The organism is Aureispira sp. CCB-E, assembly GCF_031326345.1.
Lineage (GTDB): Bacteria > Bacteroidota > Bacteroidia > Chitinophagales > Saprospiraceae > Aureispira.
In genome coordinates this window covers 4,797,642-4,814,360 of sequence record NZ_CP133671.1, presented here as the reverse complement: position 1 = coordinate 4,814,360, position 16,719 = coordinate 4,797,642, and the positions used below count along the sequence as shown (strand labels likewise).

Genomic DNA, 16,719 nt, shown 5'->3' with positions numbered 1-16,719 from the left:
ACTTACTAGAACCACATAAGAGTAAGTTATGGAATCTTAAAATTTTAAGTTTCTTCTAAAAGAAATATTGAATGACCAAACTAATTGTATACGTAATATGTCTTGTTGGATAATGGTTTTGGGATTTATGCTTGGAGCAGCTGTAATGGGATATATGTTAGCGTGGTTCTTGCAACCAGTTAACAATCATGCCTCTGCTAAGCCTGTTTCAGCTCCTGGTGGAGATGGAAATGCTGCTGAGAATGCTGCCGCTGCTGAAAAAGCAAAACGAGATTTAGAAAAAATGAAAAAGCGATACGATGAGCTTTATAATAGTAAACTGGATGTCGATACGGCTTTGGTTGCTGCTGAAAGTACGCTAGATGGTCTCAAAATGGATTACGAACGTCTGGAACGGGATATGTCTGGAAATAACAACAGGCATAAGGAGTTGCAGATGGATTTTGACAATTATAAAGACAAGAAAGAAAATGAAATCAAAGAACTCCGTATCAAAACCAAAAAAGCAAATGATGGTTATGAAACGGTGAAGTTCCAATTGGCAAAGTCGAATCGTATCAATGAAAAATTACAGGAAAGCTTATCTCAATTAAAAGAAGAAAATGCTAAGCTCTCGACAGAATTGGAAGAGGCAAACGAGGAAATGGAAGTGGTTAATGCTTCCATGGCAGAACTAAAAACGGATTATAAAGAATTAAAAGATAAAGCAACTACTTACAACGAGCGTTTGACCGAATGGCAGGAGAAGTACCAAAATCTAAATCTCTCTTATGAGGAGTCTGAACAAGAAAAAACGGAATTGGCAAAAGCTTATGAAAGTTATCAAATTAGTACAGGTTCTGAAATAGAGAAACTGAGCGGTCACCTCAAATCTCTCCAATCTCAACTGGAACAATCTACACAATATACAAACGAATATGCAGAGGCATATTCTAATCTAGAATCAAATCACCAACAATTGACCGCTGAACTGGAAGCGCAACGAAAAGCAGCAGCAGAAGAGTTGGCGCAGATTCAAGAGCATTTTAAAGATTTAGAAAATGATTATAGTTCGATTCAAAAAAGAGAGCAATTACTAGATGAACGATTTAGTTCTCTTCAAGAAAAACATTCTGATTTAGAAGATGCTTATCACAATACGGTAGAAGAAAAACAAAACTTAGAGGTTGCCTACAAAGAATACAAACAATCGACTATTGAGAAATATTCTGAATTGGAGAAGGATGCTAAAACTTGGGTGGATCGTTTAGAAGCTTCAACGGCGGAAATGTCTCAACATAAAGAAAAAGCAGCTGAACTAGAAGAAAATAAAAAACAGCTGATGTTGGAGCTGGAAAAGACTCGAAAACGTTATGAAAAAGAACTGTCTTTGTCTGGTGGTGAAATGGATGCTTTGAATGATGCGTTTGAAAATTTAAAAGAGCGTTATTTTCAAGTAAACAAAGAACTTTCATCGACTCGACTAGAAAAAGAGCGAATCAACTACCAACATGAAAATTTTCAGGAGCAAGTCATGAGCGAATTGGAACTGGTGCGCAAAGAAAATAAGAAGCTAAACAAAGTTTTGTTGGAGATAAAGTCAGAAAAACGTTCTTTGGAGTTTTCTAAAAATGAATTGTTAGCTAGAATTCAAACTTTAGAAGAGATGGGAGGAGGGGCTACTCCTGATCAAGCTAAATTGATTAAGGTAATTAATCGATTGAAGAAAAACGCTCAAGCTCAAGAAGAGCAGCTAAAACAATTTGAACAAGAGAAGTTGGCTTATCAAGAAAAAATAGAAACCTTGGAACAACAACTTCAAGAACACAGTAATTCTAATACAGTACAGCAGTTGATGGATCAACAGAAAAAAGATAACCTAAAGGCTATCGAAGGGTTGACAATGACAGCAGCAGAAATATTAAACGATTTTGGTATTTATACTTATTCAGAATTAGCGAATCTTTCGGATGAAAATAGAGCTTTGCTGCATCAAGTTGTAGAGGCTTCTACCGACCGTATTGATCAGTGGGTTTTAGAAGCTAAAGAACTAGCTGCCAAAGAGGCATAGTGCCTATTTTGTAAATAGTAGAACAATTTGCTAAGAATTACGTGCTTTAGCAAATTATGAATAGCCATCTCGATTTTGAGGATGGCTTTTTTAGTGCGTTAAGTAAGAGGTCAGAAAAAATAAGAAGGCTGTTTGACTTGTTATCTTTTTGAACGATTACTTAGTTAGCTGTACCGCTCTGAGTGTTTTTTACAAAACATTGAATAAATCAACAAACGACTAAATAAAAAAGATGGCAAGGTTTATTAAAAAAAAGAAAGAAGAAATAGGCTTGGCTCCTGACGATCTGTTATTCCGAGGAAAGCCAAAAGTTAGTGAAGTTCGTTTGCGTGTCATAGACTTTGATGCTGTTAATCTTATTGAAAATGTTGTGAATGAGGTAAAAGATGTTTTATCTTTTCAAGAGAAGGATACGGTCACTTGGTTTAACATAGATGGCTTGCACAATACATCTATTATGGAGGAATTGGCTGCTGGATTTCATTTGGAACACCTTATTTTGGCGGATGTACTCAACACACAAGCTAGACCTAAAGTAGAAGAGCATGATAATTGTATTTTTTTATCTATCAAAATGTTGCAACATGATGCAGATTCCGATATGATTACGGTTGAAAATTTGAGCTTGATTATAACTCCTAGTGTGCTGATTTCTTTTCAAGAGAAGGATGGCGATGTTTTTGAACCCGTGCGTGATCGGATTAGGAAACAAAAAAAACGCATTAGAAATGGAGGGACGGACTATCTTGCTTTTGCTTTGTTGGATATTGTTATAGATAATTATATTTATATTATTGGAGTACTTGGACAAAAAATTGAATCCTTAGAGGAGTATTTGTTGAATGACCCAAGCCAAGCTGTTGTTGAAAAAATTAATGCTTACAAGCGTGAACTTAACTTTTTAAGAAAGAACATCAAGCCTGCTAAAGAAATGATTCTGGCATTTAATAAGCTAGATTCTGATTTAATAGGAGAAGGGGATATTGTTATTCATCTTAAAGAATTGGAGGACAATATTAATCATGCGACAGAGTTAACCGATAGTTACCGAGAAATTTTATCGGATCAATTGAATATATACCATACCACGATCAGTAGTAAGTTAAACGATATTATGAAATTCCTAACGGTGTTTTCTGTCATTTTCATTCCGCTGACATTCATTGCAGGAATTTATGGAACCAACTTCGATTATATTCCTGAATTAAAATACCGATATAGTTACTTTATCATGTGGGTAGTTATGATTGTGGTAGCCGTAGGAATGTTGATTTACTTTAAATTAAAAAAATGGTTTTAAGTGTTTTTAGTTGCACAAATAATTGATTTAGATTTCTCTAGTGTAAAGCTATTCTATTGGTAAAGAAGAAATTTTTTTAAAAAGTGATAACCTGTTTGCTTTTGGGGAATATATCTATCATGTGACCCCATATTGTTTTACAAAAACAAGCATCTCCCTCAACGATGCAACCAATTGTTCAATTATCTATGTATAATAATTCAATTCCTCAATCAATACTAATCAACGACCACGAAGTAGCAGCGTAGCTAACTACTATCAATTATATCATCTATAAATTAAGGTGGCACTTTACGCCTAATCATTAGCCTTATAATTGGTTGATTATTGCAGAGAAAAAGTTGTTGATGGATTGTTATAACCTAAAAAAAGTAAGCATGAAAAATTTTTGTTGGATACTATTCCATTTGATTTGCCTAAGTGCGTATGGTCAAGATAGCGCTAAGTTTAATTTGAATTTTGAGAAAAAAACAACAGATAAACCATTGCCTGATGGATGGCTTCAATGGGGCGATTATCAGTTGGGGGTTAGTGAAAAAGGATATTCAGGTAATTATGCCGCAAAGATTGTGTCTACAGAAAGCGATTTGAATTTTGGTTCAATAGCTTATCATATTCCAGCCAAATACGAAGGGAAGAAGATTAAGTTAGAAGGATTTATGAAAATAAAGAATGTTGCCGATGGATTTGCGGGATTGCTGTTGAGAATTGACGGAAATGGAACGAGTTTGGCTTTTGATAATATGCAAAGCCAAGGAATTAAGGGGACAAAGGATTGGAAAAAATATAGTATCGAATTGCCTTATCCAGAAGAAGGAGAACAGATTTTTGTAGCAGGCATTCTTGTTGGACAAGGGGAAGCTTGGTTTGATGATTTTGTATTGACAATTGATGGCGAGGATGTGCAAACATTAAAAGAGGTAAAAAGGAAACGCTTACCAGCTGCTTTAGACAAAGAGTTTATTAAAGGGTCAGCAATAACGTCCATTGTTATCAACGAACAAAATGTTGCTAATTTAGAATTGTTAGGGCGTATTTGGGGGTTAATGAAATACCATCATCCTAAAGTAGCCAAAGGAAATTATAATTGGGATTTTGAGTTGTTCCGTATGTTGCCGCAGTACTTGAACATAACCGATGATAGAATGCGGGATCGTTACCTGCTCAAATGGCTATCAAAATATGGTGGTCTAAAAACTTGTAACGATTGTGCTTCAACAGAAACGGATGCTTTGCTCAAACCAGATTTGGCTTGGGTGCACGACTCTAGTATAGGCAAAAAACTACAAAAAAAATTAGAAGAGATTTACAAGAATCGGCACCAAGGTGAAAATTATTATGTGGAAATGGCAGTAGGAGTTGGCAATCCTAAATTTTTGCACGAAAATGCTTATGAAAATATGCCTTACCCCGATACTGGCTTTCGGCTATTAGCCGCTTTTAAGTATTGGAATATGATTCATTACTACTTCCCTTACAAGCATTTAATGGATAAAGACTGGAATGAAGCTTTGAAAACATACATTCCTAAATTTATTGAGGCACAAGATGAATTGGAATATGAGTTGGCAGCTGTGCAAATGATTGGCGATATTCAAGACACACATGCCAATCTTTGGGGAGGCAATAATAAAATTATGGAATGGAAGGGAAAGTATTACCCTCCTATTCATACTCGATTTATTGAGAATCAATTAGTCGTCGTAGATTATTATAATTTAGAACACAAAGCATCCGTAGGACTGAATATAGGAGCCGTTATTACTAAAATAAATGGAACACCCGTTGAAGCTCTTGTTAAAGAAAAGGCACCTTATTATCCTGCGTCTAATCAACCTACTCGTTTGAGAGATATTTCAAGAGATATTTTACGTTCTAATGACCAAAAGGTGAAAATAGAATACGAACAAGATGGAAAAGTAAGTACCAAGATGTTGACTTTATATGACCCTAAGTCATTGAATTATTATGCTTGGTATCGAAAAAAGGAAGGCAAGTGTTACAAGTTGCTGAGCGATGAGATTGGTTATATTACGTTGGCAACCATTCAATCTGAAGATATAGAGGCGATCAAAAATTTGTTTGCACACACCAAAGGGGTGGTTATTGATATTAGAAATTATCCATCTACATTTGTTCCTTTTTTGCTAGGGTCTTATTTGGTATCAAGCCCAACCCCTTTTGTGAAATTTACAAAAGGGAATGTCAATAATCCTGGTGAATTTACATACACTAGTCCGTTGAGTATTCCTGCTTCTGGAGACCTCTATGGAGGAAAAGTAGTCGTCTTAGTCAATGAGTTGTCTCAAAGTCAGGCAGAGTACACGGCAATGGCATTTAGAGCAGGACACAATACAACAATTGTTGGGAGTACAACAGCGGGAGCCGATGGAAATGTTTCTAAAATTCTTTTACCTGGTGGGCTAAGTACAATGATTTCGGGCATAGGGGTTTATTATCCCAATGGAGCAGAAACACAGCGTATTGGTATTGTACCTGATGTAGAAGTACTGCCGACCATAAAGGGAATTAGAAATGGCAAGGATGAATTGTTGGAAAAGGCAATTGAGTTGATTGAAAAAGAATAGTTATTGTATTCAAAAATGTTGTAATAATCATTATTGAGATAGAGTAAGATGTTTTATATTGTTGTTGATTTTTTAATATTTAAAATTAAAATACAATGCAATTACACCAGTTAACCTTATGGATGCTTTTGTTGCTAAGCAGCTCTTTTTTAGCTGCACAAAAGACATTAAACATCAAAAGCAAAACAGCATTTACGATAGGAGAGACGCTTGAAGTAGAGTCTGCTATCTTGGGCGAAAATCGAGTGCTAAACATCTATCTTCCCAATGGCTATTCTAAAGAATCTTCTAAAACGTATCCTGTCATTTACCTATTAGATGGTTCCATTGACGAAGATTTTATTCATATTGCAGGTTTGGTACAATTTGGCTCCTTCTCGTGGATTAACTTACTACCTGAAACGATAGTTGTTGGTATTGGGAATGTAGACCGAAAACGAGATTTTACTTATCCTACTAATAATGAAAAAGACAAGAAAGATTTTCCAACAACGGGTGGATCAGAGAAATTTATTCGTTTTATAGCAAAAGAGTTGCAGCCATTCATTGCAAAAGAATATGCTATTAATGATACCAAAACTTTGATAGGGCAATCATTAGGAGGGCTTTTGGCAACAGAAATATTATTTAAGCAACCTAACTTATTTGACAATTATATTATTGTTAGTCCTAGTTTGTGGTGGGATGACCAATCTTTACTATCTTGGAATTTACCAACCTATACGACTTCAAAGTCGATTTACATAGCCGTGGGAAAAGAAGGAAAAGTAATGGAAGGAACTGCTAAGGAATTGTACAAAAAAGTGAGTGTCTTAGACAAAAAAAATACAAAAACATTTTTTGAATTTTTAGAAGCACAGGATCATGGAGATGCACTGCATTTAGCTGTTTATAAGGCATTTGAAAGTATATTTGAAAAAGTAAAGGAAAAAGAGTAATGTTTTGGGGGAATAAGAACAGTTCCCCCAAAACAATCAATTGCTGATAAAACATTCCAAAACATAAAGCATGAAAGAAGCATTTACAGGGATAGAAACTAGTCGTCTTATTATCAGACCATTTCGAGTCGAAGATGATGCAGCCGTTTACGAATTTGGTTCGAATGCGGAGGTACAAAAGTATACAGGAGATGGCTTAATTGCTTCGTTAGAAGCAGCAAAAGCGCTGATTCAAAACGTTTGGCTTACCGATTATCAAACTTATGGTTATGGCAGATGGGCAGTTGTTTACAAGCCAGATAATAAACTAATTGGTTTTGCCGGTCTCAAATATCTAAAGAGCATGAACGAGACAGATATTGGGTTTCGTTTTTTACCCGAATATTGGGGCAAGGGGATTGCTACAGAAGCTTCTCAAAAGATTATCAACTATGGCTTTGATGTTTTGGAGCTTCCGCAAATCATCGGTATTGCTATGCCTGAAAACATAGCTTCTAATAAAGTCTTGTTAAAATTGGGCTTAACCTTTTATAAGGTAGATGATTATGAGGGGGATGGCGGAGCTTATAATTGGTATAAAATAAGGAAAGAAGCTTACAAACAAAACAGTTCTAGTTGATATTTTATAGCAAAAAACTTTATACAGCTTTAAGTTATAGAATCGTTACATTTGGCATCTTTTTGCCTTTGGCAAATACTCTTGCCACCTGATCTGCAAGTCGTATGGGCTCTGAAATACGATAAGTAGGCGAACAATCTAAAATAATTTGATTGGACTGTGTTAAAGACATTTTATAACCAGGACTAACATAAACAGGTTTAATATCAGTTTGAGTTCTCAAAACGCTGCCAACTTCTTGCCCTTTTCGGAAGATGGGAAGTGTTGATCCGCGTTCTAGTCCCAGTTCTCCATCGTATTTTAGAAGCGGTCTTTTAGCAACACCTATACTAGGTATATTGGTTTTAACTCCAATCCAGCTGGCAATACCTAACTTTCTAGGGTGCGCAATTCCATGCCCATCAATAATGATTAGTTGAGGAATTAAATTTTTAGTTGCTAAGATTTTTCGGATGGTTCTAAGAACAGGAGGTCCTTCTCTAAAACAGAAAAAGCCAGAAACATACTCCATGCCTGTTTGTGTTTTAAAAATAAAGGTATCTAAATGAGTGCCATTAAATTGATAGGCTGCAATAGCACAAAAAGCTTCTTCTTTTACATATTGAATATCTACACCAAATAAGACATCCGAGGCGTCAAACATTCGATCATTGGTTGAAATTACGACTTGTTTGGCTAACCATTCTTGTTCATCTCGTAAGAAGTCTAAATCCATAAATTAATTTAGCTGTTAATTTGGTCGTCAATAATCACCCCATCTTTCATAACCAAGGTACGATCACTCATTTTTGCCAATTCAGTATTGTGTGTGACAATAATAAATGTTTGTTGATGCTTATCTCGCAAATCAAAAAAAAGTTCGTGTAATTGTTGAGAGGTCTCAGTGTCCAAATTCCCTGAAGGTTCATCCGCCAAAATAACAGCAGGGTTGTTCATCATAGCACGAGCGACAGCAACTCGCTGTTGTTCTCCTCCAGAAAGTTGGGATGGCTTGTGGTGCAATCGATCCTTGAGACCTAAGTCAGACAATAATTGTGTGGCACGTGCCACTGCTTCCTTTTCAGATTTTTTCTGAATATAAGCAGGGATACAGACATTTTCTAAGGCATTGAATTCTGGTAATAAATGATGAAATTGAAAGACAAAGCCAATGTGTTGATTTCGAAATGCAGAGAGTTCTTTTTCAGGTAGTTGGCTAATGTCCTTGCCATTGATAGTCAAAACGCCAGAGTCTTGTCTATCAAGCGTACCCAAGATGTGCAACAAAGTACTTTTCCCAGCACCAGATTTCCCAACTATAGAAACAATTTCTCCCTTTTTAATTTCAAGATCCACCCCTTTGAGAACGGTAAGGTTGTCGTAAGTTTTTTTTATGTCTTTTGCGTGTATCATTTAATTATTTTCGTCAATAGCAATAGTGTGTAGACAGTGTAAACCTTAAAAGTAGGTTATTTTTTATGTACTACAAAACTTGTTTTAAGCATTTGTTTTTTTATTGTTCTTACAAGCCATTTAAGCAAGAAATGACACAATAGAAGAAAAAGCAAATTAATACAATCCCAGCAATCAATTTTAGTAAAAGTACTGAAACAATAACACCTAGTACCATTAAAACGATTTGTAGAATTGTTTTTTTTCCATTGTCAGGTGTTTTTTCCTCCAAGGGCTGATGTTCTCGGCGCAAAATTTCAGCTTCTGCAATTTCAACAGCAGCACTTCCCCAAATGTTCGGATTTTTAACAATTTCCAATAGAGCAGGCATAGAAGCATTTGGAATTTCTGCCAGAGATAGATTGGATTGGTTGTATTGATGTTGACGTTCTTGGAGTAGTTCTATTGCAGCAGCTACTTCGTCGTCAGAGGCTTCTCTAAAACGTCCTGCGATAATATCTTTAAGTTGATCATTATCATAGTCCCAAAATTTTTCTTTATAGTGGTTTTTCATATTCATAACATACTAAGCTTGTGTTTTTCAAATTTATGAAATTTTAGAGACTTATCCCTTAAAAATAAGGTAGCAGCGCAGCTAAGTACTCCTAATATAAAGAATTGTATATTTTTCCATAGTTTTGCTGCGGATTTGTATCACAAACATAAATTTACAAAATGGAGAGCATTTTTAAAGATTTGAAAGTAATAGAATTGGCGTCGGTGTTAGCAGGACCAGCCGTGGGACTTTTTTTTGCAGAGTTAGGGGCAGATGTAATTAAAATTGAAAATAAAAAAACAGGCGGAGACGTTACCAGAACTTGGCGCCTACCATCAGAAGATAAAACAGCGTCAGTTTCTGCCTATTACTGTGCTATTAATTGGAAAAAAGAAGTGCAGTTTTTGGACTTGTCGACAGAAGAAGGAAAAAATGCAGTGTACGAATTGGTCAAAACAGCCGATGTTGTTGTTGCGAATTATAAGAAGCAATCGGCGCAGAAATTAGGGATGGACTACGAACATTTAAAAGCAATCCGACCAGAATTGATCTATGCCAATATCTCAGGTTTTGGAGAGGAGAGCGAACGAGTGGCATTTGATGTAGTGCTGCAAGCGGAATCAGGCTTTATGTATATGAATGGACAAGCAGATGGACCTCCAACCAAAATGCCCGTTGCGTTAATTGATGTTTTGGCGGCACACCAGTTAAAAGAAGGCATTTTAGTAGCGTTGTTACAACGTTACAAAACAGGGCAAGGGGCTTATGTTAGTGTCTCTTTGTTGGAAGCCGCAGTGGCCTCTTTGGCTAATCAAGCCACCAATTGGCTGATGGGAAAACATATCCCTCAACGGATGGGATCTCTACATCCAAATATTGCTCCTTATGGTGAATTATTTGAAACCAAAGATGCCAAACGCTTAATTTTATCTATTGGTTCTGATCGTCAATTTGTGAATCTCTGTACTTGCATCAATCGTCCTGATTTATTGGAAAACGAAAACTATCAAACCAATATAGCAAGAGTCAAGCATCGGGTTGTTTTGGCAAAAGAATTAAGTCAAACCTTCAAAGGGTTGATAGCAGAGGATATTTTGGAGCGTTGCCACCAGAAATTTGTGCCTATTGGTCAGGTGCGCAATATGCAGGAAGTTTTTGAACAGCCAACTGCTCAGAAAATGATTTTAGAAGAAGAGGTGGATGGTTTGTTGACACAAAGAGTTCGAACGGCTGCCTTTAAAATTAACTAAAACTAAGTTAAAACACTCATTAAGAGTAAATGATAGTGACTGTTGAATTGTGCTGTAATTTGAAATTATTCTGAATAAGATTTCTTGAGATCAAAACGAATTTCTATAATTTATTTTTTCTTTAATTCCTTATCTTTGCGTTTCCAAAGAAAGTGCCAGAATAACTCGTTGTAGCAGCTGGCTGTTGATGTTAATCAGGCATACAGAACCTAGATTTTATTACAATAATTAATATTATAAAAATATGAAACCTGTTTTTTTTATATGGATGGTAGCGCTTTTGTGTATCTGTTGTGCTTCCAAGAATGACAACCCTTCTGGATTACCTGTTTATGGTGTAAAATTGCCTATCGAAAAAGAGGTAAATGGAAAGACCGTAATTGATTCATTGGATCATATTATACCACCTTTTACATTTGTGAATCAAGATAGCAGTACTGTAACCGAAAAAACAGTCGAAGGAAAGATCTATTTAGCCGATTTTTTCTTTACGTCTTGTTTTACAATTTGTCCTAAAGTAAAGAAGAATATGAAGAAAGTATATGAGGTGTTCAAGGATCGACCTGATTTTGTCATCTTATCTCATTCTATTGATACTCGACACGATACGGTAGGGCGATTGGCTTGGTATGCCAATAAATTTGATATTAATTCGGACACTTGGCATCTCTTGACAGGAGAAAAAGAGGCAATTTATAAGATTGCTTATGATTATTATATTACGGCATTGGAATCAGATGACGCACCTGGAGGTTTTGATCATAGTGGAGCAGTTGTGTTATTGGATAGAAAGCGCCGAATTCGTGGTATGTATGATGGAACTGATCCAGAACGTATGGAACAGCTGATTAAGGATACTCAATTATTATTGGATAAAGAGTAAGTCGTAATTTAACGATTTGGTGTTGGTGCTGTGATGGAAGATTTTTGAACGAAATGCTATGGTGAGTAGAAAATATAAATATGCAAAAAATAATTAGATATAGTTTGGTAGTAATGCTAGGTCTTCTGTTCTTGTTTTCTTGTGGCAACCCTAGAGAAAAAACCTACAATGAAGGAGCTGTCTTGTATAAAAAACATTGCGAAAATTGCCATATGTCAGATGGAACAGGTTTGGAAGCATTGTATCCGCCTCTTGCTGGAGCCGATATGTTGCAAAGCGTCGGAGTAGGAGCGGCGTGTATTATTAAGAATGGTTTGCAAGGCAAGATTATCGTGAATGGGGTAGAGTTTGAAACAGGGATGGCTCCCATTGAAGGCTTGTCTAATGTAGAGATTACCAATATTCTTAACTACATCCATAATGCTTGGGGAAATAAACGAGAATTTATACAACTCAATGAGGTGGAAGCTGTTTTAGAATCTTGCCAATAAGTACTTTAAAAATAGGGGATCAGATAACAAAAGTGTATGCTTCAGTCAATAGTTAGCTTTGCTGTTACTACGTGGTTTCAACGACTACGAAGTAGCAGTGTAGCTAACTACTACTTCAGTAAGAGTCTGTTTTTATTCTATCTTCAATTTAGAGATGATTGATTCTCGCTAAGCTAATAGCTCTTTTTTGAGCGTTGGTAGTAAGTATTGCTATTAGCTTAAAAAAGAACTTTGCTAGACACTAAAATCAAATCATTTTTGTGAAAAACGCCGCATTGAAAGAACAGAAACTTTGAACATGCTCTAAGTAATAATAGAGCAAGGAATTATAGAAAGTAAGGAAGAATATTAGAATTAGCAATTTGATTAAACTTTTTGGTTAAAAAAAGATATTTCTAAGAACATTTTTTCTTTCATTTATTGTCTTTTTTGTATATTAGGGAAAACTCAAATAATTTTTGATATTCTATATTTTGTATACGTTGTGTACATCTTTCCCAATAAATAGAGTATCATTTAATACAAATTCTGTTGCCATTAACCTTGGTATCAAGAATCTAACTTATATTCCCAAATGAAAAAATTGAGCGATATTCGTCGGCAAATCAACCCCTGTTTGCGAAAAATCGAGCAAGAACGACAAGATACATTAGCCAATATCAAAAAGGCAAAAAAATGGTATCTGCTCCCCATCTTGTTATTGTTGCTAGCTATAGTAAGTTTTGCAGCCAATAAAATACCACTAGGTATAGGATTGCTTTTTGTTTCTATTGTAGGACTTATTGTCGTCGCTGTATTTAAAGTAAGTCCTTATCAAACGAATTATATTTCGAATTTTAAGAAAGGAGCTTTCTCTACTTTTGTAGAAGCATCGTACCCTCAAGTTTATTATGCACCTGATAATTATTTACCAAGTAGTTTGTTTGATAAATCGAAGTTGTTTGGAAGTTATGACTCTTATAGTGGAGAAGATTACTTTGAAGGAAAAACAGAGGGGGGCTGCTCTTTTAAATTTTCGGAACTGCATGTTACTAAAACAGAGGTGACTAGCAATGGCGACGGTGGGGTAGAAACAAGTGCTAGAACAATATTTGACGGCTTGTTTTTTGTATTGAATGTACCTGATCGTGTCAGTGGACAAATTCAAGTATTACCTGATAGTGTCGAAAATGTTTTTGGCAAGATGGGCAAAATTTTTCAAAAAAAGATTGGAGCTTTTTTTCAACGTTCTTCGGTGGTATATTTAGAAGATCATCCCGAATTTGAGAAAGAGTTCGTTGTATACAGCAAGGATGAAGAAGAGGTTTATCGGATTTTAACCCCTAATTTATTGCAAGCAATCTATGATTTGCGCTATAAGTGGAATACTCGATTGAGTATTAGTTTTATAGAACATCAAGTGTATGTTGCCATGCCAACAAGCAAAGATTTTTTTAGACCTAATATCAAATACTCAGTAACAGATGATACCTTATTAAAGGAGTTGTACGATGAACTGGCGTTGTGCTTTGCTGTTGTTGAAGATCTAAGCATGGAGCACCAACCAGAAGAGAGTCGGAGCTTGTTAAACTCTGGGCAAAGCGTGAACTTTAATCGTACGAAGTCAAAGGATAATCCATTTTTGTTATAGTAATTTGGAAGTGTTATTTTATCATACAAAATGATGCGTAATAATGCTTAATAGTTTGCCTATTTTATTGGTGAACCCAAATTACTTCAGTAGTTTTGTATACGAATATTATTACATTATAGTTGAAGAATTGATGAACCCAATAGAAGGATACAAAGAGGAGTTGGCTCCAACAATTGAAAAATTGGAAGCCTTTCGATTGAAACAATTAGGTAAGACAAAAGAAATACATCTTTATTATTTTGTCCCCGCAATTCTGACCATACTTGCAATACCCATTTACTGGAAAATTAACCCAATCATGTCTTTTGTCGTGTTGGGCATAGCAGTAGCCATTGGCGTACAAATTGCCACGACAGCGGTAAGCAAACCCAGCCAAAACTATGTTCTTGATTTTAAAAAGCAATTCTTTACGATTATTGCCAAATCGGCGTTTTCCAAGGTCACTTATTCCGTAGAGCAGTTTGTTGCACCCAAGTTGATTTTGTATTCTGATTTATTTAAGGAGCAACCTTTAGAAATGGAAGGCAGTGATTATTTTAAAGGCTTTTCAGAGACAGGACAGAAATTTCAATTTTCAGAAATAAGGGCTTACAAAGAAGGAAAAACGATATTTGAAGGTTTTTTTTACGAGATAGAAATGCCCATCAATTTTCAATCTAAAGTAATGGTATTGCCTAGCAAGGGCAAACGAAGCCCTAAGAGTATTGCCGACTTGAATCAGTTGAGCTTGAAAGGCTTGACTGCGGATGGAGATTTGGTTGCTGTTGCCAATGTGTATCCTAAGTTCGAGAAGGATTTTACAGTCTATAGTCATAGTAAAGAAATGGCTTATCATATCTTAGTACCTTCGATAGTAGAAGGAATTCATGCGATTTATAAAACTTGGAAAGTAAAACCAAAGCTTAGTTTTATTAACAACAAAATTTATGTTGCAATACCTGCTAAGCAAGCTGTATTTACACCAAATATTCATGAATCTTTAATAGACAATCCTAATTTTGTATTGGTAATAGAGGAACTGAATAAGTATTTTGATGTTATTAAAAAATTGTCTACCAAAGAGAAAAAACAACCCAAAGAGGAGATAGAAGAACGGATAGAAAACGACGACTTTCCAGAACTAGATTAAAATCCTTTCCATGCCATACCCATCCAACCAAGAAGCATTGCAGCCTTTGCTTCAAAACTTAGAAAGCAAACGACAAAATTATTTAAAAGCCTACGAAAAAGGGAAGAGATTACGTTGGATACCGATTGGTCTATTTATAGTTTTTTCATTGGCAACCTTGTTTTTTTCTATTCCTCTATTATTGTGTTTTGGAGGATGTATCGGTTTAGGAATATTGATAGAATACAAAAAAATTGCTCCATCAGAGAGGGCATACCGTGAGGTCTACAAAAATGATTTTGTACAGCCTTTTGTCCAATTACTTTACCCTAATGTACACTATTTGCCTGGACAATTTTCTACTAGCAACCATATTCAAGCCAGTTTATTATACAATCTATTGGATGCAAATGGAAATTTGGTTTGCGAAGATGGATTTAGAGGAACGACAAAACAAGGGCATGAATTTACAATGATGGAAGTAGCTTATGGGATTGATGTTCATGGTAAAATGGAACACCAACGGGAGATTTTTATTTCTATAGCATCTCCTAACAAAGGATATCGATCTATTTTTGCCGCTAAAAATGCGATGATGGCGCACACCTTGGACGCATACAATAAGAAACACATTGAACAAGATCCCATTGTTGCACAGCAACAAATAAGCACACAATTTGCAGAAGGGTATACGATATATAGTCAAGAGGAAGAAGATGTGAAGGCATTTTTAACGCCTGAATTTACTGGACTTCTTTGGGGGTTAGTAGAACAATGGTCTGGAGCGTTGAGGTTCTCCTTTGTGGAGGATGTTTTTCATATTGCCTTGCCCTCTCAACACAATTATTTTGAAACAGATTTGACAGAATTCGTATCTGAAGCTAATTTGGGGCAAAAGCTTTTTAAGGAGTTAACGACTTGTTTGTCTATTGTAGAGGAATTGAGTGCTGGAATGAATCGAATTAAATTGCCCTCACAAGAACGACGTTTGCCATTAAAAGATTCTACAGCTTCTACCGAAAATTGGGATAATTCAGCTTACGATCATTTTATAGATCAGGGGTTGTTATAGATATACGAATATATGAAAATAGAAGACATTAAAGAGACCTTTTACCCCAGCTTGGTGCGTTTAGAAAAAATAAGAAAAAAGCAGCGTATCTTGTATTATATGGATTATCTCTATTATGCTGTTGGCTTGTTGGTCTTATTGGTAACTATTTTGATTCTTTTATCTGATTTGCCTTGGTGGTGCGTCTGGTTGTGTTTGGGGGGATTTTTAGGAATCGTAATTGGAAAAAGTACTGATATTGGTAATCCAGAGAAAACTTACGAAATCGCCTATGGTGATTTTTTAGTAGAGCTTATACCAACCATTAATGGAAGCACCATGCCTTGTTCGCCAACTTCCTTATTAGAGTTTCAAAAAGTCGGACCAATAAAGGATTGGGAGAAAACAGTTATTCAAGGGCAAACTACAAACCAAATACCTTTTGAGTATTTGATAGGAGAATTAGCTCCTGACGGAGTGACTTGCAAGGCTTATTTTGTATTAGATTTTGAGGAGGATTTAGGCAAGCGAACAACTATTTTTCGCAGAACAGAGTGGGTAGATAGCTCAATAGAAATAGAGACTAAAAGCAGGAAAAAGTTTTACATACACTTGTATTCTGTACACCATCAAGATGCTGTTTTTAACAAAAAGTATACCGTGTATGCTGAAGAAAGGCAAGCAACCCAACGATTGATTAAGCCTAAATTGTTACATTGTTTAGATTCAATTTTTAGAGAATGGGACGATCTGGAAGAGGTTACTTTTGAGAATAAAAAAATCTATTTGGAATTGAATGTGGACATGGATTTTTTATAGGAAACATCCATTTATCAGTAGTAGAAAACGAATTTATAGAAGGACTATTTTCAGAGCTTGAA

Annotated in this window: 15 protein-coding genes; 12 read left to right on the top strand and 3 right to left on the bottom strand. The window is 35.6% G+C overall.

The annotated features are described in order from the left end of the window. The first annotated feature begins 97 nt into the window (after positions 1–97). The 5 genes from QP953_RS18625 to QP953_RS18605 all read left to right on the top strand — a co-directional run bounded on the left by QP953_RS18625 (position 98) and on the right by QP953_RS18605 (position 7,495). A complete protein-coding gene (locus tag QP953_RS18625) occupies positions 98–2,050 on the top strand; it encodes a hypothetical protein (RefSeq protein WP_309552334.1) in 1,953 nt (650 codons plus the stop codon). A 232-nt stretch (positions 2,051–2,282) separates the two neighbouring features. Continuing rightward, the gene (corA, locus tag QP953_RS18620) at positions 2,283–3,350 is read left to right on the top strand and encodes a magnesium/cobalt transporter CorA (RefSeq protein ID WP_309552332.1); all 1,068 of its coding nucleotides are present in this window, start codon (positions 2,283–2,285) and stop codon (positions 3,348–3,350) included. Positions 3,351–3,727: 377 nt separating this feature from the next. Next, positions 3,728–5,938 carry a S41 family peptidase gene (locus QP953_RS18615; RefSeq protein WP_052599430.1) on the top strand — a complete coding sequence of 737 codons (2,211 nt, stop codon included), beginning with the start codon at positions 3,728–3,730 and terminating at the stop codon, positions 5,936–5,938. 95 nt (positions 5,939–6,033) lie between these two features. Continuing rightward, complete coding sequence (locus QP953_RS18610) at positions 6,034–6,876, top strand: alpha/beta hydrolase-fold protein (RefSeq protein WP_309552331.1); 843 nt, start codon at positions 6,034–6,036, stop codon at positions 6,874–6,876. A gap of 70 nt (positions 6,877–6,946) precedes the next feature. Further along, positions 6,947–7,495 (top strand): GNAT family N-acetyltransferase, encoded by a 549-nt coding sequence (locus QP953_RS18605; protein ID WP_052599432.1) that lies wholly within the window; start codon positions 6,947–6,949, stop codon positions 7,493–7,495. A gap of 34 nt (positions 7,496–7,529) precedes the next feature. On the opposite strand, the gene QP953_RS18600 is transcribed toward QP953_RS18605, so the two are convergent. The 3 genes from QP953_RS18600 to QP953_RS18590 form a co-directional block, all read right to left on the bottom strand. Continuing rightward, positions 7,530–8,210: an endonuclease V gene (locus QP953_RS18600; RefSeq protein ID WP_052599433.1), complete on the bottom strand. Its 681-nt coding sequence runs from the start codon at positions 8,208–8,210 to the stop codon at positions 7,530–7,532. An 8-nt stretch (positions 8,211–8,218) separates the two neighbouring features. Next, positions 8,219–8,887 (bottom strand): ABC transporter ATP-binding protein, encoded by a 669-nt coding sequence (locus tag QP953_RS18595; protein ID WP_052599434.1) that lies wholly within the window; start codon positions 8,885–8,887, stop codon positions 8,219–8,221. A gap of 109 nt (positions 8,888–8,996) precedes the next feature. After that, positions 8,997–9,446, bottom strand: coding sequence for a hypothetical protein (locus QP953_RS18590; RefSeq protein WP_309552328.1), 450 nt, complete (start codon positions 9,444–9,446; stop codon positions 8,997–8,999). Between the two features lie 155 nt (positions 9,447–9,601). On the opposite strand from QP953_RS18590, the gene QP953_RS18585 reads away from it, so the two are divergent. The 7 genes from QP953_RS18585 (at position 9,602) to QP953_RS18555 (ending at position 16,657) form a co-directional block, all read left to right on the top strand. After that, the gene (locus QP953_RS18585) at positions 9,602–10,672 is read left to right on the top strand and encodes a CaiB/BaiF CoA-transferase family protein (protein ID WP_052599436.1); all 1,071 of its coding nucleotides are present in this window, start codon (positions 9,602–9,604) and stop codon (positions 10,670–10,672) included. 244 nt (positions 10,673–10,916) lie between these two features. Continuing rightward, positions 10,917–11,555 carry an SCO family protein gene (locus QP953_RS18580; RefSeq protein ID WP_309552327.1) on the top strand — a complete coding sequence of 213 codons (639 nt, stop codon included), beginning with the start codon at positions 10,917–10,919 and terminating at the stop codon, positions 11,553–11,555. Between the two features lie 80 nt (positions 11,556–11,635). After that, entirely contained in the window at positions 11,636–12,046 is a 411-nt protein-coding gene (locus QP953_RS18575; RefSeq protein WP_052599438.1) for a cytochrome c, read from the top strand. Between the two features lie 574 nt (positions 12,047–12,620). Beyond that, positions 12,621–13,676, top strand: a complete 1,056-nt coding sequence (locus QP953_RS18570) for a DUF3137 domain-containing protein (RefSeq protein WP_309552325.1) — start codon at positions 12,621–12,623, stop codon at positions 13,674–13,676. Positions 13,677–13,719: 43 nt separating this feature from the next. After that, positions 13,720–14,808, top strand: a complete 1,089-nt coding sequence (locus QP953_RS18565) for a DUF3137 domain-containing protein (protein WP_052599440.1) — start codon at positions 13,720–13,722, stop codon at positions 14,806–14,808. A 10-nt stretch (positions 14,809–14,818) separates the two neighbouring features. Continuing rightward, positions 14,819–15,859 (top strand): DUF3137 domain-containing protein, encoded by a 1,041-nt coding sequence (locus QP953_RS18560; RefSeq protein ID WP_309552323.1) that lies wholly within the window; start codon positions 14,819–14,821, stop codon positions 15,857–15,859. Between the two features lie 12 nt (positions 15,860–15,871). After that, complete coding sequence (locus QP953_RS18555) at positions 15,872–16,657, top strand: DUF3137 domain-containing protein (protein WP_309552322.1); 786 nt, start codon at positions 15,872–15,874, stop codon at positions 16,655–16,657. Positions 16,658–16,719 lie beyond the last annotated feature (62 nt).

Coding starts and splice junctions, on each gene's coding strand:
- QP953_RS18565 (WP_052599440.1), top strand. CDS start 13,720: ATGCTTAATAGTTTGCCTATTTTATTGGTGAACCCAAATTACTTCAGT.
- QP953_RS18610 (WP_309552331.1), top strand. CDS start 6,034: ATGCAATTACACCAGTTAACCTTATGGATGCTTTTGTTGCTAAGCAGC.
- QP953_RS18575 (WP_052599438.1), top strand. CDS start 11,636: ATGCAAAAAATAATTAGATATAGTTTGGTAGTAATGCTAGGTCTTCTG.
- QP953_RS18585 (WP_052599436.1), top strand. CDS start 9,602: ATGGAGAGCATTTTTAAAGATTTGAAAGTAATAGAATTGGCGTCGGTG.
- QP953_RS18625 (WP_309552334.1), top strand. CDS start 98: ATGTCTTGTTGGATAATGGTTTTGGGATTTATGCTTGGAGCAGCTGTA.
- QP953_RS18570 (WP_309552325.1), top strand. CDS start 12,621: ATGAAAAAATTGAGCGATATTCGTCGGCAAATCAACCCCTGTTTGCGA.
- corA (WP_309552332.1), top strand. CDS start 2,283: ATGGCAAGGTTTATTAAAAAAAAGAAAGAAGAAATAGGCTTGGCTCCT.
- QP953_RS18600 (WP_052599433.1), bottom strand. CDS start 8,210: ATGGATTTAGACTTCTTACGAGATGAACAAGAATGGTTAGCCAAACAA.
- QP953_RS18560 (WP_309552323.1), top strand. CDS start 14,819: ATGCCATACCCATCCAACCAAGAAGCATTGCAGCCTTTGCTTCAAAAC.
- QP953_RS18615 (WP_052599430.1), top strand. CDS start 3,728: ATGAAAAATTTTTGTTGGATACTATTCCATTTGATTTGCCTAAGTGCG.
- QP953_RS18605 (WP_052599432.1), top strand. CDS start 6,947: ATGAAAGAAGCATTTACAGGGATAGAAACTAGTCGTCTTATTATCAGA.
- QP953_RS18595 (WP_052599434.1), bottom strand. CDS start 8,887: ATGATACACGCAAAAGACATAAAAAAAACTTACGACAACCTTACCGTT.
- QP953_RS18590 (WP_309552328.1), bottom strand. CDS start 9,446: ATGAATATGAAAAACCACTATAAAGAAAAATTTTGGGACTATGATAAT.
- QP953_RS18555 (WP_309552322.1), top strand. CDS start 15,872: ATGAAAATAGAAGACATTAAAGAGACCTTTTACCCCAGCTTGGTGCGT.
- QP953_RS18580 (WP_309552327.1), top strand. CDS start 10,917: ATGAAACCTGTTTTTTTTATATGGATGGTAGCGCTTTTGTGTATCTGT.